Source organism: Myxococcus sp. MH1 (assembly GCF_059738865.1).
On sequence record NZ_AP026947.1, the window covers coordinates 5,786,033 to 5,808,372 of the forward strand.

Here is a 22,340-nt window from a genome sequence, read left to right on the forward strand (position 1 = left end):
GAGCGAGGCCTCCCCCACCTCGCTCCCGCTCGACGTCCCCCCAGAAGGATCTGGCGATGCCCGAATCACACGCCGCACCCTGGCCGCTCTCCGCGGCGCAGCACGGAATCTGGGTCGGTCAGCAGCTCGACCTCGCCAGCCCCATCTACAACGCCGGCGAGTGCATCGAGCTGCGCGGCGCCATCGACCCCGCGCACTTCGAGGCCGCCGTCCGGCAGACCGTCTCCGAGGCCGAGGCCCTCCACGCGCGCTTCGAGACCACCGAGGCGGGCCCCTCGCAGCAGGTCACGCCGCAGGTGGACTGGGCGCTCCAGCACGTCGACCTGACGTCCGCCGAGGACCCGTGGGTCGCCGCCCAGGCGTGGATGCGCGAGGACCTGACGCGCACCGTGGACCTCACCCGTGGTCCCCTCTTCGCGCAGGTCCTGTTCAAGGCCGGTCCCGAGCGCTGGTTCTGGTTCCAGCGCGTCCACCACATCGCGATGGACGGGTTCGGCTTCTCGCTGCTCGCCCGCCGCGTGGCGGACCTCTACACCTCGCGCGTCACGGGGAAGGCCGCGCCCGCGGGCTTCGGCCCCCTGCGCCCCGTGCTGGACGAGGACGCCGCGTACCGCGCGGGGCCGCAGCTCGAGAAGGACCGTGAGTTCTGGGTCGGCCGGCTCACGGACGCGCCCTTGCCGGTGACGCTGGCCCCGCCCGCGCCCATGTCCGCCACCTTCGTCCGCGCCACGCGGCAGCTCGAGAAGGTCGACGTGGAGCGGATGCAGGCCGTGGCGAAGCAGGTGGGCCTGACGTGGCCGGACCTGGTGCTCGCCGCGGCCGCCGCGTGGATCCACCAGCGCACGGGCGCGCCCGAGGTGGTGCTGGGGCTGCCGGTGATGACGCGGCTGGGCTCGGCGGCGATCCGCGTGCCGTGCATGGCGATGAACATCGTGCCCCTGCGCGTGCCCGTGGCGGCGGACGCCTCGCTCGCGTCGCTGGCGCGCGACATCGCCGCGGAGCTGAAGGCGTCCCGGCCGCACCTGCGCTACCGCTACGAGCAGCTGCGCCGCGACCTGCGCCGCGTGGGTGGTCAGCGCAAGCTGTTCGGGCCCGTGGTCAACATCATGCCGTTCGACTACGGCCTGCGCTTCGCGGGGCTGCCCGGCATCGCGCACAACATCTCCGCGGGCCCGGTGGAGGACCTCTCCATCGGCATGTACGCCCGCTCCGACGGCGGCGGCCTGCGCGTCGACTTCGACGCGAACCCCGTCTGCTACGACGCGCGCACGGTGGACAGCCACCAGCGCGAGTTCCTCCAGGCGCTCGACACCTGGCTGGGCGCGCCGGATGCGCCCGTGCGTGGCCAGGGCGCGGGGGTCTCCTCCGCCGAGGCCTCGCTGCTCGACGGCGGCCCGCTCCCCACGGCGCCCCGGCCCGTCCTCGAGCTGATGGAGCAGCAGGTCCGCGAGCAGCCGGACGCCATCGCCGTGGAGCACGGCGGGTTCCGGCTCACATACCGCGAGCTGTGGGAGTCCTCCGGAGCGCTCGCGGCCCGGCTCACCGAGCAGGGCGCGCGCGCCGACACACCCGTGGCGGTGAAGGTGCCTCGCGGGCTCGACGCCATCATCGCGTCCTTGGGCATCCTCCGCGCTGGCGCGGGCTACCTGCCGCTCGACCCGAATGGCCCCGCGTCCCGCGCCTCGGCCATCCTCGAGGACGCCACGCCCTCGCTGCTCGTGCTCCCCTCCGATGCCGTCGAGGCCACCGATGCGAGCCCTCGCGCCTCGGGGCACCTGGACATCCAGCGGCGCGACGTCGCCGTCGCCGAGCAGCCCACGCGCGCCGCCGGTGAGCACCTGGCGTACGTCATCTACACGTCCGGCTCCACGGGCCAGCCCAACGGCGTGCAGATTTCCCACGACGCACTCGCGCACTTCGTCGCGGGTGCCACGCACCGTTACCGCTTCACACGCGAGGACCGGGTCCTCCAGTTCGCGCCGCTGCACTTCGACGCCAGCGTGGAGGAGGTCTTCCTGACGTTGTGTGTGGGTGGACGCCTGGTGCTGCGCACCGACGAGATGCTCCAGTCGGTGCCGCGCCTGCTCGAGGCCTGCGCGGCCCACGGCATCACCGTGCTCGACCTGCCCACCGCCTTCTGGCACGAGCTGGCCTATGCCGTGTCCACGGGCGCGGCGAAGCTGCCCTCCTCCCTGCGCACGGTCATCATCGGCGGCGAGGCCGCGCTCCCGGAGCGGGTCGCCCGCTGGCGCGCCACGGTGGGCCCGAGCGTGGAGTTGCTCAACACCTACGGCCCCACCGAGGCCACGGTGGTGGCGACGGTGGCCTCGCTCAGCGATGCGAAGGCCCCCACGTCCGAGCTGCCGATGGCCGACGTGCGCACGGACACGACGACCTCGCGCGGTGAAGCGAACGCCCCCGCGTCCGAGCGTGACGAGGTCGCCATCAGCGTGCCGCCGCCCGGCATGCGCTCGGACACGACGACCTTGCGCGCTGACGCGAATGGCTCCGCGTCCGACCGTGACGAGGTCCCCATCGGCGTGCCGCCGCCCGGCATGCGCTCGGACACGACGACCTCGCTCGCGGACGCGAACGGCCTCACGTCCGAGCGTGACGAGGTCCCCATCGGCGTGCCGCTGCCCGGCGTGCGCGCGGCGCTGGTGGACGCGCACGGTCGCATCGTCGCCCGGGGCTCCGAGGGCGAGCTGTGCCTGTTGGGTGGCGCGCTCGCGCGCGGCTACCTGGGACGCCCGGAGCTGGACAAGGCCCGCTTCATCTCGCTGGCCGCGCTGCCCGGCCAGCCCCGAGCCTACCGCACCGGCGACAAGGCCCGGATGCGCGAGGACGGACAGCTGGTCTTCGTCGGCCGCGTGGACGACGAGCTGAAGATCAGCGGCCACCGCATCGACCCCGCCGAGGTGGAGACGGTGCTGCTCGGCCACCCCGGCGTGCGCGAGGCCGCCGTGGTGGGCCAGACGCTCCCGGGTGGCGCTCGCCGGCTGTGCGCGCACATCGTCGCGGAGTCACCGGCACCGTCCGCCGCGGACCTGCGCAAGCACCTGCTCGCGAACCTGCCGGCCCCCATGGTGCCCGGCGCCATCGTGTTCGTGGAGCGACTGCCTCGCACCAGCACCGGGAAGATCGACCGCGCCGAGCTGCGCAAGGCAGCCGTGGTCGACCCCGCCACCCAGACGGCGCAGGCCACCACGGAGCTTGAGCGCGTGGTGCTGGGCATCTGGGAGGAGGTCCTGGGCGCCACGGGCCTCACCGCGCAGGATGACTTCTTCGACCGCGGCGGCCAGTCCCTCCAGAGCATCCAGGTGGCCAACCGCCTGGGCATCGCCCTGGGCCGCGAGGTCCCCGTCGCCACGGTGTTCCGCTACCCCACGGCCGCCGCGCTCGCCCAGGCGCTGGAGCACGGCGAGTCCAGCGGCCACGACACCTCCGGCCCGAGCACGACGATGCTCGCGGACGCCGAGCTGTCCGAGGACATCGTCCCCCGCCTCGCGCCTCCCGCGACGACGGGAGCCGCGCGCACCTTCGAGGCGCTGTTCCCCGAGCCCCGCCAGGTGCTGCTCACCGGTGCCACCGGCTTCGTCGGCGCGCACCTGCTCGACCAGCTCCTGCGCCAGACCCAGGCGCGCGTGGTGTGCCTGGTGCGCGCCAAGGACGAAGCCCAGGCCCTGGAGCGCATCCGCGCGGCGATGACGTCACAGCGGCTGTCGACCGAGGGCCTCGGCGAGCGCGTCCTCGCGCTCCCGTCGGACCTCACCCAGCCCTCGCTCGGTCTCAATAGCGCGCGCTTCCATGGGCTCGCGGCCGAGTGCGACGTCATCCTGCACAACGCCGCCGTGGTGAGCGTGGTGCGAGAGTACGGCAGCCTCCAGGCCGTCAACGTCCGGGGCACGCGCGAGCTGCTGCGGCTGGCCGCCGCCGTGCGGCCCAAGCCCTTCCACTACGTGTCCACGCTGGCCGTGGCGCCCCAGGCCGATGTCAGCCCCGAGGTGCCCGAGGACTTCGTGCCCGCGCACCCCGGCCTGCGCGACGGCTACCAGCAGAGCAAGTGGGTCGCGGAGCGGCTCGTGCAACAGGCGTCCGAGCGCGGCCTCCCCGTCGCCGTGTACCGGCTGGGCCGCGTCGTCGGCGCCACCGACACCGCCATCGTCAACCCGCAGGACCTGGTCTGGCGAATCCTCCTGGCGGGCATCCCCGCCCGCACGCTGCCGATGCTCGAGGTGGGCGAGACGTGGACGCCCGTCGACTACGTGGCGCGCGCCATCGTCAAGCTGTCGCGCACGGCCACGCCCGGCACGGTGTTCAACGTCACGCCCGTCCCCGACGTACGCCTGCCGGACCTGTTCCGCTGGGTGCGCGAGTACGGCTACCCCGTGGACCTGCTCCCCGTCCCCCAGTGGCGCGCCCAGGTCGCCGAGCGCGCGGGCACCGCCGACAACACCACCACGCTGGCCTTCTTCGACCTGCGCTCCGGTGACTCCCAACCCGCGTTCGGCCTGGGGCCCATCCGCTGTCAGCGCCTCCATCACGCCCTGGAGGGCACGGCCATCACCTGCCCCCCCGCGGACCGCCCCCTCTTCTTCCGATACCTCGCCTACTGCGTCGCGAACGGCCTGCTGCCGGCGACGCCCGGCACCCCTCTGGAAACGGCCCCCTCCCGATGAACCGAACCTGGAACCCCCGCACCTGGCGGCAGAAGCCCGTGAAGTACATGCCGGAGGACTATCCGGACGCGCGCGCCCTCACGCAGGTCGAGGACGAGCTGTCCCGGCTGCCCCTGCTGGTGAACCCCGCGGAGACGCGCCGGCTCACCTCCGCCCTGGCCCAGGTCGCCCAGGGCAAGGCCTTCCTGCTCCAGGGCGGCGACTGCGCGGAGAGCTTCAAGGAGTTCACCTCCGACAACATCCGCGACACCTTCCGCCTCATCCTCCAGATGGCGCTGGTGCTCACGTTCGCCGGCGGCAGGCCCGTGGTGAAGGTGGGCCGCATCGCCGGCCAGTTCGCCAAGCCGCGCTCCAGCCCCGTGGAGACGCTCGACGGCGTCACCCTCCCCGCGTATCGCGGCGACATCATCAACGGCATGGACTTCGACGCCGCGGAGCGCACGCCCGACCCCAAGCGCCTGCTCAAGGCCTACCACCAGTCCTCCGCCACGCTGAACCTGCTCCGGGCCTATGCCCAGAGCGGTTACGCGGACCTGTGCAACCTGCACCAGTGGTCGCTCGACTCCGTCGCCGGCACGCCCGGCGCCGACAGCTACCGCAAGCTCGCCGACTCCATCTTCGAGTCGCTGTGCTTCATCAACGCGCTCAGCCCCACCGCCGAGCACAACACGCCGTCCCCCATCCCCGTGGACCTGTTCACCAGCCACGAGGCCCTGCTCCTCAACTTCGAGGAGACGATGACCCGCCAGGAGTCCTCCAGCGGCCACTGGTACGACGGCTCCGCCCACATGCTCTGGATTGGCGAGCGCACCCGCCAGCTCGACGGCGGCCACGTCGAGTTCATGCGCGGCATCCGTAACCCCATTGGCGTCAAGTGCGGCCCCACGATGGAGCCCGATGACCTGCTGCGCCTGATGGACGCCCTCAACCCGGACGCCCTCCCAGGCCGCCTCACGCTCATCGGCCGCTTCGGCTCCGACAAGGTCGCCGACTGCCTGCCCCGCCTCATGACCGCCACCCGCCGCGACGGCCGCCCCGTCATCTGGTCCATCGACCCGATGCACGGCAACACCCACAAGGCCAGCAACGGCTACAAGACGCGCGCCTTCGACCGCATCCTCTCCGAGGTGAAGACCTTCCTGGAGGTCGCCGCCGCCGAGAGCGTCCACGCCGGCGGCATGCACCTGGAGATGACCGGCCAGAACGTCACCGAGTGCCTGGGCGGCCCGCTCGCCGTCACCGAGGACGACCTCCACAGCCGCTACCACACGCACTGCGACCCTCGCCTGAACGGAGACCAGGCGCTCCAGCTTTCCTTCATGGTCGCGGAAAAGCTCCGGGACATGAAGTCTCCCCATGCCCGTGCCGCCTGACTCAACCCCCAAATCTTGACATCACTGGCACCCCGGGAATAAACGGCCTCGAAAATGAAAATGCGAACCATTTTCATAATCCACGCCCGGCGTGGAGCGGGGCGCGTGTTCCAGGGCGCGGCGTTGCTGGCGTGCCTGGCCGCGCCGCTGCCCGTGTGGGCGCAGGTCGACGGTGGGCCCCCTCCTGGCGCGGAGGCACCACCGCCGTCAGTGGTGCCGCCAAGGCTGGTGACCTTCATCGAGGCGCCCTACCCGGCCGAGGCGGAGCAGGCCCGGCTGGAGGCCACCGTCCGGCTGAAGCTGACGCTGGATGACCAGGGCGGCGTCATCGAGGCGCAGGTCCTGGAACCCCAGGGCCACGGCTTCGACGAGGCGGCGAAGGACGCCGCGCTGCGCTTCCGCTTCGAGCCCGCGCGACGTGACGGGGTCGCCGTCCCCTCGCGCATCGCCTACAGCTACGAGTTCCGGCTCCCCGTCACCCCCGAGCCCACCGTGGTGACGGAGGCTCCCGGCCAGGCGCGCGACGTCGCTTCCGAGCCGGCCGCATCGGAGGAGCCCGCGCCGCAGGGGCCTTCCTCTCCGGGCGAGCCCACCGAGCCACCGCCGGTCATCACCACCGCGCCCGTGGACGTAACCCAGGAGGCCATCGAGGTCACGGTGGAGGGCGAGTCCGTGGCGAACCGTCGGCGGCGCTCCGCCGAGTCGGTGAAGGTCATCGAGACGGAGAACCTCCAGCGCGAGGCCGTGGACATGGCCCAGGCGCTGGCGCGCACCGAGGGCGTCGACGTGCGGCGTGGAGGGGGCCTGGGCAGCCGCGCGCGCTTCTCGCTGGCGGGCCTGTCCGAGGACCAGGTGCGCTTCTTCATCGACGGCGTCCCGCTGGAGCTCGCCGGCTTCGGCCCGGACTTCGCGAACGTGCCCGTCAACCTGGTCCAGCGCATGGAGCTGTACCAGGGCGTGGTGCCGGCGCGCTTCGGCGCGGACGCGCTGGGGGGCGCGGTGCACATCGTCACCTCGGAGAACCTCCAGCGCACGGGCGCCTCGGCCTCGTATGAGCTGGGCTCGTTCGAGACGCACCGGGTGACGGCGAGCGCGCAGCACGGCACCGACTCCGGGATGTTCGTCCGCGCCAGCGGCTTCTTCGACTCCAGCCCCAACGACTACCGGGTGGACGTGAAGGTGGACGACGCCGAGGGCCGCATCCACGACGCGCGCCTGCCGCGCTTCCATGACGCCTTCCGCGCGGGCGGCGGCGGCGTGGAGGTCGGCGTACTGAACCGGCCCTGGGCCCGCAGGCTCAGCCTGCGCGTCTTCGGCTCGGCCTCCACCAAGGAGGTCCAGCACGACGCCACCATGAGCAACGCGTATGGCGACGTCGACACGAGCAACCGCTCCGGTGGCGCCACGCTCCGCTTCGAGCAGCTCGCCGGGCGCGACCTCGTGCTGGACGCCGTGGGGGGTTACGTCTACCGCCGCGCCTCGCTGACGGACCTGGGCTCCTGCGCCTACGACTGGTTCGGCCGCTGCATCCTCACCCTGCCCCAGCCCGGGGAGCTTCAGTCCCGCGCCATCGACCGGCGGGTGGGACAGCACACGGCCTTCGTCCGGGCCAACGCCGGGTGGACCTTCGCCCCGAACCAGATGCTGCGCCTGGCCGTGGCGCCCACGTACGTGACGCGCGCCGGAGAGGACCGCGCGCTGGCGCGGCTGGGACAGCAGGACCCGCTCAGGGGAGACCGCGGCCTGTTCAACCTGGTGACGGGGCTCGAGCACGAGCTCGATGCACTCGACGAGCGGCTGGAGAACATCGCCTTCGCCAAGAGCTACGTGCAGCTGGCGCGCGCGGAGCGCATCAGCGCCAGCGGCGCCTTCGCACCCGTCGACCGGGACACCTTCAACTTCGGCGTGGGCGACTCGCTGCGCTACCACGTCACGCCCCGGCTCACCGCCAAGGCCGCGTACGAGTGGGCCACGCGCCTGCCCGGCCCCGATGAGATCTTCGGCGACGGCATGCTCATCGACTCCAATCTCACCCTGGAGCCGGAGACCAGCCACAACGTCAACCTGGAGCTCGCGTTCGACAGCGGCGAGACGCCCCGGGGCACGTTCCGCGGCGGCGCGCTGGGCTTCGCCCGCCTCACCGACCAGTTCATCATGCCCATCGGCCGCGAGGGCTACTTCACCTACCAGAACGTCTTCGCGGCCCGCATCCTGGGCGCCACGGGCGCGGCGGGGTGGACCTCGCCAGGCCAGTACCTCTCGCTGGACGGCAACGCGACCTTCCAGGACATCCGCAACGCCTCCTCCGAGGGCAACTTCGGCGCGTTCGACGGACAGCGCCTGCCCGGCCGGCCCTCGCTCCTGGCCAACGGCAGCGCCCGCTTCCAGCTGAGCGGCCTGGCCTCCGCGCGCGACGAGCTGTCGCTGTCCTGGCACACCCGCTTCGTCAACACCTTCTACCGGGGCTGGGAGGGGCTGGGCAGCAAGGACTCGAAGTCGCGTATCCCCTCGCAGCTGCTGCACTCGCTCGCCGTCACGTACGTCACGCGGACCGCTCGCGCGACGCTGAGCTGGACGGTCGACGTGCGCAACCTCACCGATGCCACCGCCATGGACTTCTACGGCGTGCAACGCCCCGGCCGCGGCGTGTCCGCCAAGATGGTCGCCGAGCTCTGACTCAGTCCCCACGCTTCATCTCGCAACGTCGTGAAAGGAAATCCCCCCATGAAGGTCCGTTCGTTCTTCCCCCTGCCGCGCATCACCGCCGCGGCGCTCGCGCTGTCGCTCTTCACGGGCTGCGGTGACGACGAGGACTCCGACGAGGCCGACTACGACGGCCCACTCTACGCCGCCATCACCCAGTCGAGCGTCGACGGCGAGGCCATCAGCTACGTGGCGCTGCTGCGCTCGGTCGACCAGACCGAGAAGATCTCCCTCAAGGACGCCGTGGAGATTCCCGGCCGCGCGCTCGGCTCCGGCGTCCGCAAGGCGGGCGTGCTGTTCGTCAGCCACAGCGAGGAGGCCAAGGTCGAGCGGTTCAAGATCACCGCCAAGGGCAAGCTCGAGTCCGACGGCGAGGTCAGCTTCAAGGGCCGCGGCATCGACAACATCGAGGAGTACCAGCACCAGTTCCAGTTCATCTCCGACACCAAGGCGTACTTCGTGGACGCCCACACGGCGCAGATCATCGTGTGGAACCCCACCGCGATGTCCGTGACGAGCGCCATCCCCCTGCCGGGCCTGGCCATCGAGGGCGCGCTCACGTCCTTCTCGACCATGCCGGTGCGCGTGGGCACCCGCCTCATCATCCCCATCGCCTGGCGCCCCAGCGCGGACATCGCCGTCATCAACCAGGCCGGCGTGGTGGTCATCGACACCACGAACGACTCGGTCAAGGTCGTCACGGACAACCGCTGCGGCTGGGTGCGTGACAGCGTCGTCGGCCCGGACAACCAGGTGTACCTGGCCACCGAGGCGTACGGCTCCGCCGTCAACCGCCTGAAGGGCGCGGACAAGGCCGCGACGCCCTGCCTCATCCGCTTCAACCCGGAGAGCGGCGCGTTCGACGCGAACTTCTACCGCGAGCTGTCGGGGCTGACCAACGGCACCACCACGGGCTCGCTGCTGCGCGGCCCCAACGGCACCGCCTACCTGCGCGTGCTGGACGAGCAGGGCTACACGGTGGACCCGGAGGCCCACCCGCGCCTGGTCGCCAGCGCCCCGGCCTGGAAGTTCTGGCAGCTCAACCTGAGCACCTTCACCGCCACCGCGGTGAACACACTCCCCGCCTCCTCCGGCAGCACGTTCCTCTACGAGGCGGACGACAACCGCCTGCTCTTCACCGAGTTCACCAACAACTCCTCGCTCACCCACTTCCGTGAGCTCACGGACCAGAGCGGCAAGCTGGTCTTCAGCTCCGACGGCCTCATCTTCTCGTTCCTGCAACTGCGCTGAAGTCCTGGCGGGACGGCCCCAGAGGCACCGGCTTCACACAGGGTGCCTCCGGGGTCGAACCGCGCCCCACCGACGACCTCGAGGACCGGACCCATGCACATCGTCGAAATCGTCAAGGATGTCTTCATCCACTGGGGCGCCAACTGGGTGCTCTGGCTCCTGTTCGCGCTGTCGCTGGTGAGCCTGGGCATCATCCTCGAGCGCTGGTGGTTGTTCCGCACCAAGCAGGACCGGGTCCGCGAGCTGTCCGGCGCGCTGGAGGCGACGCTGTCCACGGGCGACTTCCCCGCCGCCATCTCCACGCTGGAGAAGCGCACGTCGGTGGGCGCCGCCGTGGCGCGCGCGGGGCTGAGGCTCGCGCCGCAGGGCATGACGGCCGCGGAGAAGGGCATGCAGAGCGCGCTCGCCATCGAGCGCTCCACGCTGGAGAACCGGCTGGCCTTCCTGGGCACGCTGGGCAACAACGCGCCGTTCATCGGCCTGTTCGGCACCGTCATCGGCGTGCTGCTGGCCTTCGAGGCGCTGAGCAAGACGCAGGGCGCGCCCTCCGGCACCAGCCAGGTCGCCTCCAACGCGGTGATGGGCAGCATCGCCGAGGCGCTGGTGGCCACCGCCGTCGGCATCGGCGTGGCCCTGCCCGCCGTCGCCGCCTACAACTACTTCCAGCGCCGCATCGCCAGCATCCTCGCGGACGCGGAGGCGCTGACCAACCTGGTGCTGGCCTACGTCTCCGCCCGTGAGCGGAACGGAGGCGCCTGAGCATGGCCGGCGGAACGCAGCCTCGCGGTGGGTTGATCGAGGGCATCAACGTCACGCCCCTCGTGGACATCATGCTGGTGCTGCTCATCATCTTCATGGTCACCGCGCGGCTGGTGGACAGCCCCGCCGTGCCCCTGGACCTTCCCAAGGCGGCCCAGAGCGAGCACGTGCAGACGGTCTACGCGGTGGCGCTCACCTCCACGGGCCAGGTGCTGGTGAACGGCGAGGAGGTCTCCGACGTCGCGCTGCGGGACGGCGCGCGCCAGGCGCTGGCGAAGGACGCGGAGCTGCGCGCGGTCATCCAGGCGGACGGCGCCGTCCCCCATCGCCGGGTCATCTTCGTGCTGGACCAGCTCAAGGAGGCGGGGCTCACCAAGGTCGCCTTCGGCACCGTGCGTCCGGAGCCCACCGAGGCCCCCCTCACGGCGGAGGACGGGCGTGTCACTCCCTGAGCCCGCGCCTCGTCGCGACGACGACATCGCGAGCATCATCCTGGGACCGCCGCCCCCGCGACGCAGCCGCCATGGCCTCGCGTGGACGCTGCTCATCTCCGGCCTCGTGCACGCCACCGTTGGAGTCGTAGCGTGGCACGGCTGGAGGTCCTCCTCCGAGCGACCACCGCCCGTGGCCGCCCCGCGCAAGCAGGTGCTCCAGGTGGACCACGAGGTGGACCTGAATCCCCCGCCGCCCCCGCCTCCCCAACGCGTCGCCCGCGCGGACCCGCCGGCGCCGCGCGTGAAGACGCCGAGCCCCGCCCCGCGCGACTCCGCCCGCCCCGCCCCCGCCGAGCCCGCTCGGGCGGGCGCCGTGGTGACGGCGAAGGAGGCGGCCGCGCCGCTCGACTTCACCGGGTTCGACATGACGACCGGCGATGCCCCGCGCTACGCGGGCGGTGTGACGGCCTCCACGGGCCGCTCCACCACGGCCGTCAACACGGTGCCCGCGGGCGACAGCGAGGGCACGGGCACCGGTGGAAGCCGGGCGCGCGCCATCCAGCTGTCGGCGCGCAGCTGGAGCTGCCCCTGGCCGAAGGAAGCCGACACGCTGCGCATCGATGACCAGACGGTGGTGCTGCGCGTCTCCGTGGATGTGCATGGCGAGGTGACGTCAGCCGAGCTCGTCTCGGACCCGGGCCATGGCTTCGGCCAGGCCGCGCTCGCGTGTGCGCGCAAGGCGCGCTTCGACACCGCGTTGGACCGCGAGGGTCGTCCCCACGCGGCTGTCTCCCCCCCGATCCGGGTGCGCTTCGTGCGCCCCTAGACGCTCGCCCGCGCGACCGCCGCGGGCCCGTGAAGATGGAGTCTTTCGTGAACGCCGCTTCTCCACCCCGTCAGGAGCGAGTGCTGGCCCTGCTGCTCGCGGGGGTCCAGTTCAGCCACCTGCTGGACTTCATGATCATCATGCCGCTGGGGCCGGAGTTCATCCGACGCTTCGGCCTGACCACGGCGCAGTTCGGCGCGATGGTCTCCTCGTACACCCTGGCCTCCGCGGCCATGGGCGTGCTGGGGCTGTTCTGGTTGGACAGGTTCGACCGCAAGCGCACGCTGCTGGCCATCTACGCGGGGTTCATCGTCGCCACCGCCGCCTGCGGTCTCGCGTCGGGGTTCGTGTCGCTGCTGGTGGCGCGCTCGCTGGCGGGGGCCTGCGCGGGGCTGATGGGCGCGGTCATCATGGCCATCATCGCGGACGTCGTGCCGGGTGAGCGCCGGGGTCGGGCCATCGGCACGGTGATGTCCGCGCTTGGCCTGTCCGCCGTGGCCGGGGTGCCGCTGGGCCTGGGAATCGCGAACCTGTTCGGCTGGCGCTCGCCGTTCTTCGCCATCTGCGCGCTGGCGCTCGTGATGTGGCTGGGCTTGTGGCGCGTGCTCCCGCCCGTCGTGCAGCACCTGACGCGCGGCGCCCACGAGCCCCGGGGCAATCCACTGGCGACGCTGGCGTCTCCGGGCGTGGCGCTGGGCTGGGTGCTGACCTTCTTCGTGGTGTTCGCCAGCTTCCTGCTGATTCCGTACCTGGGCACCTTCATGGTGGGCAACCTGGGCCTCGCGCAGACGGACCTGCCGTGGGTGTACCTGGGCGGCGGCGCGGGCACGTTGGTGGCGGCGAAGCTGGTGGGCCGCTTCACGGACCGCCTGGGCGCGGGGCGGATGCTCGGGTGGCTCCTGGTGGGCACCGTGGGCCCGCACCTCTTGTTCACCCACCTGTCCTCGTCCTCGCTGCCGGTGGTGACGGCGGCCTTCGTGCTCTTCATGGCGGTGACGTCCACGCGCGCCATCCCCACCATCGCGCTGGTGTCATCGCGCGTGCCGCCCTCGCTGCGCGGCCGGTTCCTCGCCGTCAACATGGCCGCGAGCGACGGCGCCTCGGGGCTCGCCGCGTGGGTGAGCGGCCTCCTCATCTCCACCGCTCCGGACGGCGCGCTCGTCGGCTTCGGGCAGGTGGGGTGGATGGCCGTGGCCGTGACGCTCCTGTCGCTGGGCCTGCTGTGGACGTTCGGCCGGAGCGCGGTGGCCCTGAAGACGGCGACGACGTGAGCCTCGAACCTTCTCCCTGGAACGCAGCACCCGAAGCACCTCGATTCAAAGGAAACCCCATGGACATGCCCACCCAGAAGCACCCGTCCCTCCCTCGCCCCATCCAGGGTGAGATGAGGCTGGAGCGCTCGAACCAGCTCCTCGCCGAGGCGCGCAAGACGGTCCCCGGCGTCACCCAGTCGATGATGAAGAAGCCGGAGCACTTCGCCCCCGGCTCCTTCCCCGTGTTCCTCGCCAGGGGCCGGGGCGCGCTGGTGGAGGACGTGGACGGCCAGGAGTACATCGACTTCATCAGCGGCCTCGGCGCCAACATGCTGGGCCACAACCACCCCGCGGTGGTGGACACGATTCGCAAGCACCTGGAGGAAGGGGTCCTCCACTCGCTGCCCACGCCCGTCGAGGTGACGTCCATCCAGGCCCTGCTGGACCTGGTGCCGGGCGCGGAGCAGGCGCGGTTCTTCAAGACGGGCGCGGACGCCACGTCCGCGGCGGTGCGCCTGTCGCGCTACGTGACGGGCAAGGAGCGCATCATCACGGTCGGCTACAACGGCTGGCACGACCACTTCATGTTCGACACGCCGGGAGTGCCGGCCGCCATCGCGGGCCTGACGACGCGCCTGCCGCTCTTCACACCGCCGGACGAGGCGGTGCTGCTGTCCACCATCGAGAAGCAGGCCGGCCAGCTGGCGGCGGTGATCCTCTCCATCCCGTACAACCGCGTGCTGTCCGCGGACTTCTTGAAGCAGGTGCGCGCGGCGTGCACGGCGCACAGCGTGATGTTCGTGATGGACGAGGTGGTGACGGGCTTCCGTCTGGCGCTGGGCGGCGCGCAGGAGTTCTTCGGCGTGAGGGCGGACATCTGCTGCATGTCCAAGAGCATCGCCGCGGGCATGCCGCTGTCGGCCATCTCCGGCCCGGAGAAGTACCTCTCCAAGCTCGCGGACCTCCAGGTCTCCACCACCTTCGGCGGTGAGCTGTTGACGCTGGCCGTGTGCGAGGCGGTGCTCAAGCACTACAAGCAGAACGACCCGGCGAAGCACGTCTCGCACCTGGGCCGCAGGCTGCGCGAGGGCATCAACCAGAAGGCGGAGGCGGCGGGCTCGTCGCTGCGCGTGCTGGGCTACGACGCCATCCCCTTCTTCCGTTACTCGCCCGACATGGCCGAGCACGCGAAGCGGATGACGCCGTTCCAGGGTGGCATGGCCCGTCGCGGCATCCTGCTGCGCCGGGACGTGAACTTCATCGGCGCGGCGCACACCGAGGAGCAGATCGACTACACGGTGGAGATGGCGGGCGAGGTGCTGCGCTCGCTCGCGAAGCCCGCGTAAGGCTCGCCTTCGGGGAGGCCGGAGTGCCTGGCCTCCCCGAGGGGCGTCTCACTTGGAATCGTGGATGTGGTCCGCGTGGCCGCGCTTCCAGTAGCCGGTGACACGGACCCAGCTCTTCTGCGTGCCGCGCTCGTTGAGCAGGTGCTCACGGATGGTGCGCATCTCCGACGACTCTCCCGACACCCAGGCGAAGTAGTCGCCGGGCGGGAAGTCGAGCTCGCGGATGGCCTTGTGGAGCAGGCCGGTGGAGCCCGCCTCGGCGCCGTTGCGGTGCAGCCAGGTGAGCGTCACGTTGGCGCGGGTGGTGAGCCGCTGCTCCTCGCTGGCGTCGGCCACCTCGACGAAGACGATGGCGCGGGCGCCCTCGGGCAGCTCCTCCAGCCTGCGGGCGATGGCGGGGATGGCGGTCTCATCGCCGGCGAGCAGGTACCAGTCGAAGTCATTGGAGACGAAGAGCGAGCCGCGCGGGCCGCCGACGCCGAGCATGTCGCCGGGCTTCGCCTGGGCGGCCCACGAAGATGCGGGGCCGGAGCCGTGGAGGACGAAGTCCAGGTCCAGCTCGCCGGTGGTGGAGTCGTAGCGGCGCGGCGTGTAGTCGCGCGAGTCGGGCTTCTTCTCACCGGGCTGGAGCTGGGGGCCGGTGGGGCCCATGGTCGGAATCACGGGCCGGCGCTTGCCCTGCTCCGGGAACAGGACCTTCACATGGTCATCGGCCCCTTCGCTGTGGAAGCCCTCGATGTCCTGGCCGCCCAGGGTGATGCGCACCACATGCGGGGTGACGGGCGTCACCCGCAGCACCTCCAGGCAGCGGAACTTCACGGGGAACGGGCCCCGTCGGTACACCTTCTCGGTCACGCTCGTCGTCACGTGCTCTCCTTCACCTTTCATTTCAATATTGACTCGCAATTTCAGCGACGCAACTGAAATCGCTCGCTCGCCGGGGCGGGCGATTGGCTGCCTGACGGGTGCCGCTCGCGGGGCGTTCCGCCATCGAGCTCGGAGGTGCCCCTGACCTGGCGAGGGAATCGCGCCCCCCGCCGCTCGCCGACACATCCAGACACCCTGTCTGCGATTCAACGAGCGCCAAAGCCACACACCCACGACAGATGTCACCATGGACTCCCCTGGGGAACAGGCGACTCTCTCGACTTCATGATTTGCCCAATCATAGGATGTCCTGGCGATGCAATCCCTTGCGACGCAGGATGCGCCCGTGACGCCTGGGCAATCCTGCCGCAAAGCGTTGCAGCGCACTCCAACCCGATGAGTCCGCCACACCCCAGGAAAAAACTTCATGTTCAAGACCCACATCATCCGTTCGACCATGCTCGCGGCAGCGACCCTCCTCTCGACCAGCTGCGGCGTGGCGGCTCCCGAAGAAAGCCTGGAGTCTGACGCGACCAGCACCCGTGGCGATGCGCTCGGCGGCGCCGAGTTCTGGCATGACTTTCGCGCATACAGCGGAGCTTCCCCCGAGTGTAATGGCTTCAATGTCTCCGAAGGTCGAGGCCTGGGCCAGTGGACGAGCCAGATTCGCCTCGACACCGACTCCCGGCCGCAGGGGTGCTGGCAGAAGTTCGGCATCCAGGACCCGTATGGTGAGCTGAGCGGGCTGATGCTGACGGTCAGCTTCTATGGACAGGGAAGCCCGACTGCCAGCGGGCAGTGCGACAACCCCGGGACTTACGTCGTTCCCATCGGCCCGACGCTCGACTGGACCGGTCCCTGGGGAATCGACACCACCGATGCCTATGGCGGATGCGTGCAGACGTTCAGCATCTCCGGCCGCGATGACATCGCACTCGATGTGCGCTTCGACGCCGACCGCCACAATGGCCAGTGCCAGAACGCGGGGCTGCACACGGTGACGTCGATCAACCCCGTCTCCCTCACGCTCGACATGGACAACCGTTATGGCGGTTGCTACCAGACCTTCCGGCTCCGGAAGATGACGTGCGGGGACAACGTCTGTGAGTCAGGTGAGCTCTGCCCGGCGGACTGCATGGTTTGCGGTGACGGTATCTGCAATGGCTCGGAGACCCGGGCGACGTGCCCGGAGGATTGCTTCCCGCAGGGTCCTGGCAACTGCGCGATCTACTGCCCGCCCGAGATTCCGTGACGAAGGCGACGCGGAGGGGGGCCTCATGCCCCTCTCCGCACGCTGTCTCCACACCCGCGCGTGGACGTGCTACCCACCGGGTCCATGCCACGCCCCCCTCGAACCGCTCCCCCGCCCAAGGGACCGGCGCCCACCGTCGCCCCCGCCGCACCGCTGCCTGCTGGCGCCCCGTTCACCTGGCGCTCGGAGAGCGATGAGCCCTCTCCTGCCCGACTGCACCCGGTGGACGACCGGCTCAGCGCGGACACGGCGCTCAAGCGGGTCCGCCGAGGCGAGTTCCTGCTGTACTCCGGCGACTTCCACAACGCGAAGCAGTTGCTGGGCGCGCTGGGCCGCCGACTGGAGCGCGCGTCGAACGCCCGCACTCCCCTGGAGGCGTTCCGCGCCGAGCGCCGCGCGCGGCAACTGGAGCACGAGACGCTGTCGCGCATCGTCGTGTCACTCGACCGCGACTACCGGCTCGCACTCTCACGCGCACCCGACGTCGCCCTGGCCTGCCGACAGGTCTGGGGCGAGCCCGAGACGGAGTTCACCGTCGTCCCCCTCAAGCAACTGCTCGGCATGCTCGGAGCCGCGGAGTGGCGGCGCAAGGGATTGTCGGTGCCCGGCCTCACCGGCCTCATCCATCCGCACTACGGCGTGTACCTGCCCACGCGCACCGACTACGTGGAGCTGCTCCTCTCGCTCCCCACGCTGAAGGGCCCGCGCGTGTTCGACATCGGCACGGGCACGGGTGTGCTCTCGTTCCTCCTCCTCCAGCGAGGCGCCTCGTCCGTGCAGGCGACGGACATCGACTCCCGCGCGGTGGCCTGTGCCCGGGAGAACGCGGAGCGGCTGGGGCTGCGCAAGTCCTTCCAGGTCACCGAGGGGGACCTCTTCCCGGAGGGCAAGGCGGACCTCGTGGTGTGCAACCCGCCGTGGATTCCGGAGCCCCCGAAGAACCGCGTGGACCGCGCGGTGTTCGACGAGGACAACCAGTTCCTGCGGCGCTTCCTCGAAGGGCTCCCAGACGCGCTCACGCCCGGCGGCGAGGGGCTGCTCATCCTCTCCGACCTCGCGGTCCTGCTCGGCCTGCGCCCCCAGGGATGGCTCCAGGAGCAGTTCGCCCGCTGCGGCCTGACGGTGAAGTGGAGCCGCTCGACCGCGGCCCGACACTCCAAGTCCAAGGACACCTCGGACCCGCTGCACATGGCGCGCTCTCGCGAGATCACCACCCTCTACTGCCTCACACGCGCCGCGGGGTGAGCGGACACCCGACGCGGCATGCAGCGCCTCACCGGCGAGGCGCGCCGTGGCGCGAGCCTCAGCCCTCGAGGTCTTCGGGCGTGACGCCGACGGCCTCGAGGTCCAGGTCCTCCAGCGGAATCCGCTGGATGTGCTCCCGGGGCTCATACTTGGGATTGAGCTTGTCGCGGTACTTCTCCGAGCCGCTCTCGTACGTCACCCACAGCTGGCCATCGATGATGTTGAAGCCCTGGGCATACGGGTCGATGAGCCCGTTGCTGATGTCCTTGCGCTCGGAGATGTCCGCGGTGAAGGAGTTCGGGGTGCCCTCGAACGGCTGGTAGACCAGCTTCTGGTCGCCGGTGGTGAACAGCAGCGCCCCGTCGACCACCGTCATGCCCTGCGCGCGGTCCGGCGCGCGGATGGGGCCCTGGCGCGAGCCCTCGATGATCTCCCCGGTCTTCTCGTCGATCTCGTAGCGCCACACGGCGCCCGCCTTGCCATCGCCGTCCTTGCTGTACGAGCCGACGTACGCGTAGCCATCGCTCACCGTCATGTAGCTGCCGGCGGACACCAGGCCGATGCCCGTCGCCGGGTCCGTCAGCCCGTCGCCGCTGGGGACCTCCGTCACCTGGAAGGCCGGCACCTCGGCGCCCGGCTTCGCGTTCTCGATGTCCTCGCGCCGGTAGACGTAGAGGTGATGGGTGTCGGAGACGTAGACGAACTCACCGTCCGTGGAGACACCGCCACCATGAGAGGGCGCCCCGGCCTCGGGGTTGGAGCTGGAGCCCCCCAGGCGGACCTGCTGCGCCTCCACGCCCGAGTCCTTGTCCTGGAGCGAGAGCAGCACGCCACGGCCATCGGCGTAGTAGGTCGTGAGCACCTGGTCGCGCTTCGCGTCGTAGCCCTGCCCCTGCGGCGTCCAACCGGCGTCCAGGTGCAGCAGCTTCGGGCCGACCGACTGCGCGGCCCCCGCGTCCGTCGCCACGGCGCTCGCCCCCTCGGGCGCGGCGGTGCGCGCCGGGCTGTGCCCCGTGAGGTTCACGAGCTCGGGCTTCGCGCGCTCCAGGGCGTCCTGGGAGAAAGGGCTCACGGCGGGGAGCGGCGTCGCCGGGGACGCGACGGGCTCCGTCGTACGGGCCTGGGTGGGGATGGAAACGGTCCGAGGGGAGATGGGGCTGACCACGGGGAGGCCTCCGGATGAACGGATGCCCCCCGCACCATGGACGCGGGGGGCCAGACTCCCACCATACGCGATATCGCCCCCGATGGTTACACACCCCCAGCAGGGTCCACGCCGGGGCGTCCGCTCAAGCGCTCTCGGCGAGGGCGACGGGCTGCTCCTGTCGAGGCGCGGCCGTCCCCTTCTTGCGGCGCAGCTGCGCGGCCTCGTGGGCGCGGCGGATGCGGCGGGTCGCCATCTCCGCGGTGTACGCGGGCGCGAGCGACAGGAAGCGACTGCCCTCCAGCCGACTCCCCTCCTGGTACACGATGCGCTGCTCGACGAAGCGTCCGAGCAGCGCCGCGACCTCGTCCTGGGTCGCGCGCCCGGTCTCGATGAACTCCTCGCGGAGGTCCTCCCAGCGTTGGATCTCCATGCAGGCCATGTAGACGTCCCGCTCCAGTCCCCGCAGCACGATGTTGTTCAGCATCCCGCTGCGCGTGTCGTAGAGCCGCATCGAGTCGCCGCTGTCCAGGTACGTCAGCAGGTGCCGGTACTGCGTCTCCTTCGCCGCCGCGTAGGCCCGCCCCCACTTCCGGCATGCGTCGTAGACGCTGCTCCAGTCCGTGGGCGTGCTCGGGCTGTCATACGAGAGGTCGAGCAGCGAGATGCGCTGATAGACCTCCTCCGGCAACCCCACCTTGTAGAAGTCCGCGTTGCGGATGTTCGACAGGCCGTACTCCTGGCTCAGCGTGTCGATGGTCGCGCCCCGCCCCAGCCAGAAGCGGTTCGGGTTCAGCGGGGTGTAGAGCAGCGCGTAGTCCAGGATGGTCTGCGTCGTCTCCTCCACCTCCTCCTGCCGCGCGCCCGGGAAGTCCGTCAACAGGTTCGCGCTGTTGAGGATGCCCAGCTCGTGGCAGACCTTCATCGCCTGCAGGTTGGCGATGACCGACGTCCCCTTGCCAATCCGCTTCAGGTACGAATTGGACAGCCCCTCGATGCCGAACTGCACGTAGCGCACGCCCGCCTCCCAGAGCCGCAAGAGCTCGTAGGGCCGGACGCTGGCGCGCATCTCATAGAAGATGACGAAGTCCTTCCCGGTGTCGATGACCCGGTCCGCGAACTCCTCGATGCCCTTGGCGCGGATGATGTTGTCCAGGAAGAAGAGCACGTTCGTCTGGTAGCGCCCGTTCAGCGCCAGGATGTCCGTCACCACGCGCTCGGCGCTCTTCTCGCGGTAGCCATTCCACTGCACGTTCAGATTGCAGAAGAAGCACGTGGCCTTCGGGTTCCCCGTGCGCTTGGCCCGGTCCCACCAACACCCGCGCGAGCCCTCGATGGTGAGGAACCACAGGAGGTTCCCCTCCTCCGCCTTGCGCGCATACTCGTCGTAATCCGGCAGCGGGAGCGCATTGATGTTGGGCACCTCCCAGAGCTGCGCGCCGCCCGCGAGCTCCCCCGCCGTGGCCCGCGAGATGACGCCCTTGATGCCCCGCATCTCCGTCTGCCCCTCGCGCAGCTGACGCACCAGCGCGAGCAGCGGCTGCTCCCCTTCTCCCTGGATGATGTAGTCCAGGAAGTCGAACTCCTTCAGCAGCGACGGCCCCACCTGGTTGGAGATGGTCGACCCGCCCAGCAACGTCTTCGTGGCGGGCGAGCGCTGCTTGATGCGCTGACAGAGCGAGAGGTTCGCGAAGAGCTGACCGAAGCAGGTCGTGAGGCCCACCACGTCGAAGCGCCCCGCCAGCGCGTCCGCCAGCCGGTCCAGGTGCGCCTCCAGCCGGGCGGTGAGCGTGTCGAAGACTTCTTCCCACGTCGACGCCTCCCCGAAGTGGGCCGGGGACACGATGGCGCCGGGCCCCGTCAATGCCTCTCCGGTCGCCTCCATCCGCTTGACGAAGAAGTCACGCACCCGTTGCTTCTGCTGCGGGAAGAGGCACGGCGTGTACAACATCTCTCCGACCTCATACGAGTTCTGGGAGATGAGGTCATAGAACGCCAGCCCAATCTCGTTCGCCACCTCGAGATAGGCGGAGCGGCACTCCACCTCCACCGTCGGCTCCTGCTGACGCAGGTACGCGGACAGCGCCCCCATCGCCGAGGAGGGATGCCGATGGAGCGACCAGGGGAGTGCAACGAGACCGATTCGCATGAGGGGCCTCTGCATTGACTTCGTATTGACTTCCATCCCATTCAATCAAATCATCAAGCCTAGCGCATATTCCGGCATATACCCGGATAGCCTGACCAAGACTGTCTATCCATAAAATTACAGCCATCACCCGCATCGAGGGGAGGCGTCCATGACGCTCAGAATCGAACCGTTTGGAAGCGGCAGTGGCCGGCTCGTCCACCGGGAGGGTCCGGACGACATCCTCCAGCTGCCCGCGGAGGAGCTCATCGCGCTCTTCAAGTCCGCGGGTCTGGTCATCTTCCGGGGCTTCACCACCAGCCCGCAGGTGATGCATGACTTCGCGGGTCGCTTCAGCACGCGCTTCAACCGGGACCGCCTGCGCCCCGTCGTCGCCGGGAGCGACGGCTACGTGCAGATGGTGACCGAGGGCATGGGCTACGTGGAGCCCCACGCCGAGCAGGCCAACTCCCCCTTCCGTCCGGACGCGCTCTGGTTCTGCTGCAGCGTCCCCGCCGCGGAGGGCGGCGAGACGCTCGCCTGGGACGGGGTCCGCCTCTGGGAGAAGCTCCGCCCGGAGCTCAAGCAGCTCTTCCGGAACAAGAAGCTGCGATTCTTCCAGCGATACTCCAACGACAAATGGCAGCGCTTCATGGGGAATGGCGCCACCCTGGCCGACGTTCAGACCACCTTGGATGGAATTGAGGGTGTCTCCTATTACGTCAGCCCAGACGATTCCATCTACCTCGAATATGTCTGTCCCGCGGTGGTGAAGACCCGTTACGGAGGGCAGGACGCGTTCGCGAACAGCCTGTTGTCGGAGCGCAAGAATACACTGGGGGACCTGATGTCTTTCGATGACGGCTCGGCCATCTCGGACGACCTCGTCTCCGAGGTCCAGGAGGCGATGAAGGAGCTGGAGGACGCCATCGCCTGGCATCCGGGGGACCTGGCGTTCATCGACAACTCCCGCTACCTGCACGGTCGCAATGCCTACACGGACACGCGGCGGAAGATCTTCTCCAGCCTCAGCTTCCTCAACTTCTAGGCACGTCCACCCCTGGCGTTCTTCCCAAGGAG

General features: G+C 70.2%; 15 protein-coding genes. 12 read left to right on the forward strand and 3 right to left on the reverse strand.

Annotated features, from left to right (window positions below; all coding sequences use genetic code 11):
• Positions 1-56 precede the first annotated feature (56 nt).
• From AC6JA9_RS22670 to mxcL, 9 genes are all read left to right on the forward strand, one after another.
• The gene (locus tag AC6JA9_RS22670) at positions 57-4,679 is read left to right on the forward strand and encodes a thioester reductase domain-containing protein (RefSeq protein ID WP_497957811.1); all 4,623 of its coding nucleotides are present in this window, start codon (positions 57-59) and stop codon (positions 4,677-4,679) included.
• Positions 4,676-6,052: a class II 3-deoxy-7-phosphoheptulonate synthase gene (locus AC6JA9_RS22675; RefSeq protein ID WP_267700864.1), complete on the forward strand. Its 1,377-nt coding sequence runs from the start codon at positions 4,676-4,678 to the stop codon at positions 6,050-6,052. Before AC6JA9_RS22670 ends, AC6JA9_RS22675 begins: the two co-directional genes overlap by 4 nt.
• Positions 6,053-6,157: 105 nt before the next feature.
• Entirely contained in the window at positions 6,158-8,728 is a 2,571-nt protein-coding gene (gene mxcH / locus AC6JA9_RS22680) for a TonB-dependent siderophore myxochelin receptor MxcH (RefSeq protein ID WP_497957812.1), read from the forward strand.
• Between the two features lie 48 nt (positions 8,729-8,776).
• Positions 8,777-10,006 (forward strand): DUF4374 domain-containing protein, encoded by a 1,230-nt coding sequence (locus AC6JA9_RS22685; protein WP_223785911.1) that lies wholly within the window; start codon positions 8,777-8,779, stop codon positions 10,004-10,006.
• Between the two features lie 93 nt (positions 10,007-10,099).
• A complete protein-coding gene (locus tag AC6JA9_RS22690; RefSeq protein ID WP_497957813.1) occupies positions 10,100-10,765 on the forward strand; it encodes a MotA/TolQ/ExbB proton channel family protein in 666 nt (221 codons plus the stop codon).
• Positions 10,766-10,767: 2 nt separating this feature from the next.
• On the forward strand, positions 10,768-11,217 hold the full coding sequence (locus AC6JA9_RS22695) for an ExbD/TolR family protein (protein WP_223785912.1): 450 nt from the start codon (positions 10,768-10,770) through the stop codon (positions 11,215-11,217).
• A complete protein-coding gene (locus AC6JA9_RS22700; protein ID WP_497957814.1) occupies positions 11,204-12,025 on the forward strand; it encodes a TonB family protein in 822 nt (273 codons plus the stop codon). Before AC6JA9_RS22695 ends, AC6JA9_RS22700 begins: the two co-directional genes overlap by 14 nt.
• 47 nt (positions 12,026-12,072) lie before the next feature.
• On the forward strand, positions 12,073-13,296 hold the full coding sequence (mxcK, locus tag AC6JA9_RS22705; RefSeq protein WP_497957815.1) for a myxochelin export MFS transporter MxcK: 1,224 nt from the start codon (positions 12,073-12,075) through the stop codon (positions 13,294-13,296).
• Between the two features lie 59 nt (positions 13,297-13,355).
• Positions 13,356-14,624 (forward strand): myxochelin B biosynthesis transaminase MxcL, encoded by a 1,269-nt coding sequence (gene mxcL / locus AC6JA9_RS22710; RefSeq protein ID WP_497957816.1) that lies wholly within the window; start codon positions 13,356-13,358, stop codon positions 14,622-14,624.
• A 48-nt stretch (positions 14,625-14,672) separates the two neighbouring features.
• Here the strand turns inward: mxcL and AC6JA9_RS22715 are convergent, their stop codons facing one another.
• Positions 14,673-15,512 carry a siderophore-interacting protein gene (locus tag AC6JA9_RS22715; RefSeq protein ID WP_497957817.1) on the reverse strand — a complete coding sequence of 280 codons (840 nt, stop codon included), beginning with the start codon at positions 15,510-15,512 and terminating at the stop codon, positions 14,673-14,675.
• A gap of 406 nt (positions 15,513-15,918) precedes the next feature.
• Here AC6JA9_RS22715 and AC6JA9_RS22720 point away from each other — a divergent pair, with 406 nt between their 5' ends.
• Positions 15,919-16,743 carry a hypothetical protein gene (locus AC6JA9_RS22720; RefSeq protein WP_141332466.1) on the forward strand — a complete coding sequence of 275 codons (825 nt, stop codon included), beginning with the start codon at positions 15,919-15,921 and terminating at the stop codon, positions 16,741-16,743.
• 84 nt (positions 16,744-16,827) lie between these two features.
• A complete protein-coding gene (locus AC6JA9_RS22725; protein ID WP_255653384.1) occupies positions 16,828-17,988 on the forward strand; it encodes a methyltransferase in 1,161 nt (386 codons plus the stop codon).
• A 58-nt stretch (positions 17,989-18,046) separates the two neighbouring features.
• On the opposite strand, the gene AC6JA9_RS22730 is transcribed toward AC6JA9_RS22725, so the two are convergent.
• Both AC6JA9_RS22730 and AC6JA9_RS22735 read right to left on the reverse strand, forming a co-directional pair.
• Positions 18,047-19,060, reverse strand: a complete 1,014-nt coding sequence (locus tag AC6JA9_RS22730; RefSeq protein WP_497957818.1) for a hypothetical protein — start codon at positions 19,058-19,060, stop codon at positions 18,047-18,049.
• A 217-nt stretch (positions 19,061-19,277) separates the two neighbouring features.
• Positions 19,278-21,281 carry a RiPP maturation radical SAM C-methyltransferase gene (locus AC6JA9_RS22735; protein ID WP_223749112.1) on the reverse strand — a complete coding sequence of 668 codons (2,004 nt, stop codon included), beginning with the start codon at positions 21,279-21,281 and terminating at the stop codon, positions 19,278-19,280.
• Positions 21,282-21,432: 151 nt separating this feature from the next.
• Between AC6JA9_RS22735 and AC6JA9_RS22740 the strand changes: the two genes are divergently transcribed.
• Positions 21,433-22,308: a TauD/TfdA dioxygenase family protein gene (locus tag AC6JA9_RS22740; RefSeq protein WP_223749113.1), complete on the forward strand. Its 876-nt coding sequence runs from the start codon at positions 21,433-21,435 to the stop codon at positions 22,306-22,308.
• The last annotated feature ends 32 nt before the right edge of the window (positions 22,309-22,340 follow it).

Excerpts from the sequence above, each read along its gene's own strand:
- AC6JA9_RS22670 (WP_497957811.1), top strand. The coding sequence starts at position 57 with ATGCCCGAATCACACGCCGCACCCTGGCCGCTCTCCGCGGCGCAGCAC.
- AC6JA9_RS22675 (WP_267700864.1), top strand. The coding sequence starts at position 4,676 with ATGAACCGAACCTGGAACCCCCGCACCTGGCGGCAGAAGCCCGTGAAG.
- AC6JA9_RS22685 (WP_223785911.1), top strand. The coding sequence starts at position 8,777 with ATGAAGGTCCGTTCGTTCTTCCCCCTGCCGCGCATCACCGCCGCGGCG.
- AC6JA9_RS22690 (WP_497957813.1), top strand. The coding sequence starts at position 10,100 with ATGCACATCGTCGAAATCGTCAAGGATGTCTTCATCCACTGGGGCGCC.
- AC6JA9_RS22695 (WP_223785912.1), top strand. The coding sequence starts at position 10,768 with ATGGCCGGCGGAACGCAGCCTCGCGGTGGGTTGATCGAGGGCATCAAC.
- mxcL (WP_497957816.1), top strand. The coding sequence starts at position 13,356 with ATGGACATGCCCACCCAGAAGCACCCGTCCCTCCCTCGCCCCATCCAG.
- AC6JA9_RS22715 (WP_497957817.1), bottom strand. The coding sequence starts at position 15,512 with ATGAAAGGTGAAGGAGAGCACGTGACGACGAGCGTGACCGAGAAGGTG.
- AC6JA9_RS22720 (WP_141332466.1), top strand. The coding sequence starts at position 15,919 with ATGTTCAAGACCCACATCATCCGTTCGACCATGCTCGCGGCAGCGACC.
- AC6JA9_RS22725 (WP_255653384.1), top strand. The coding sequence starts at position 16,828 with ATGCCACGCCCCCCTCGAACCGCTCCCCCGCCCAAGGGACCGGCGCCC.
- AC6JA9_RS22735 (WP_223749112.1), bottom strand. The coding sequence starts at position 21,281 with ATGCGAATCGGTCTCGTTGCACTCCCCTGGTCGCTCCATCGGCATCCC.
- AC6JA9_RS22740 (WP_223749113.1), top strand. The coding sequence starts at position 21,433 with ATGACGCTCAGAATCGAACCGTTTGGAAGCGGCAGTGGCCGGCTCGTC.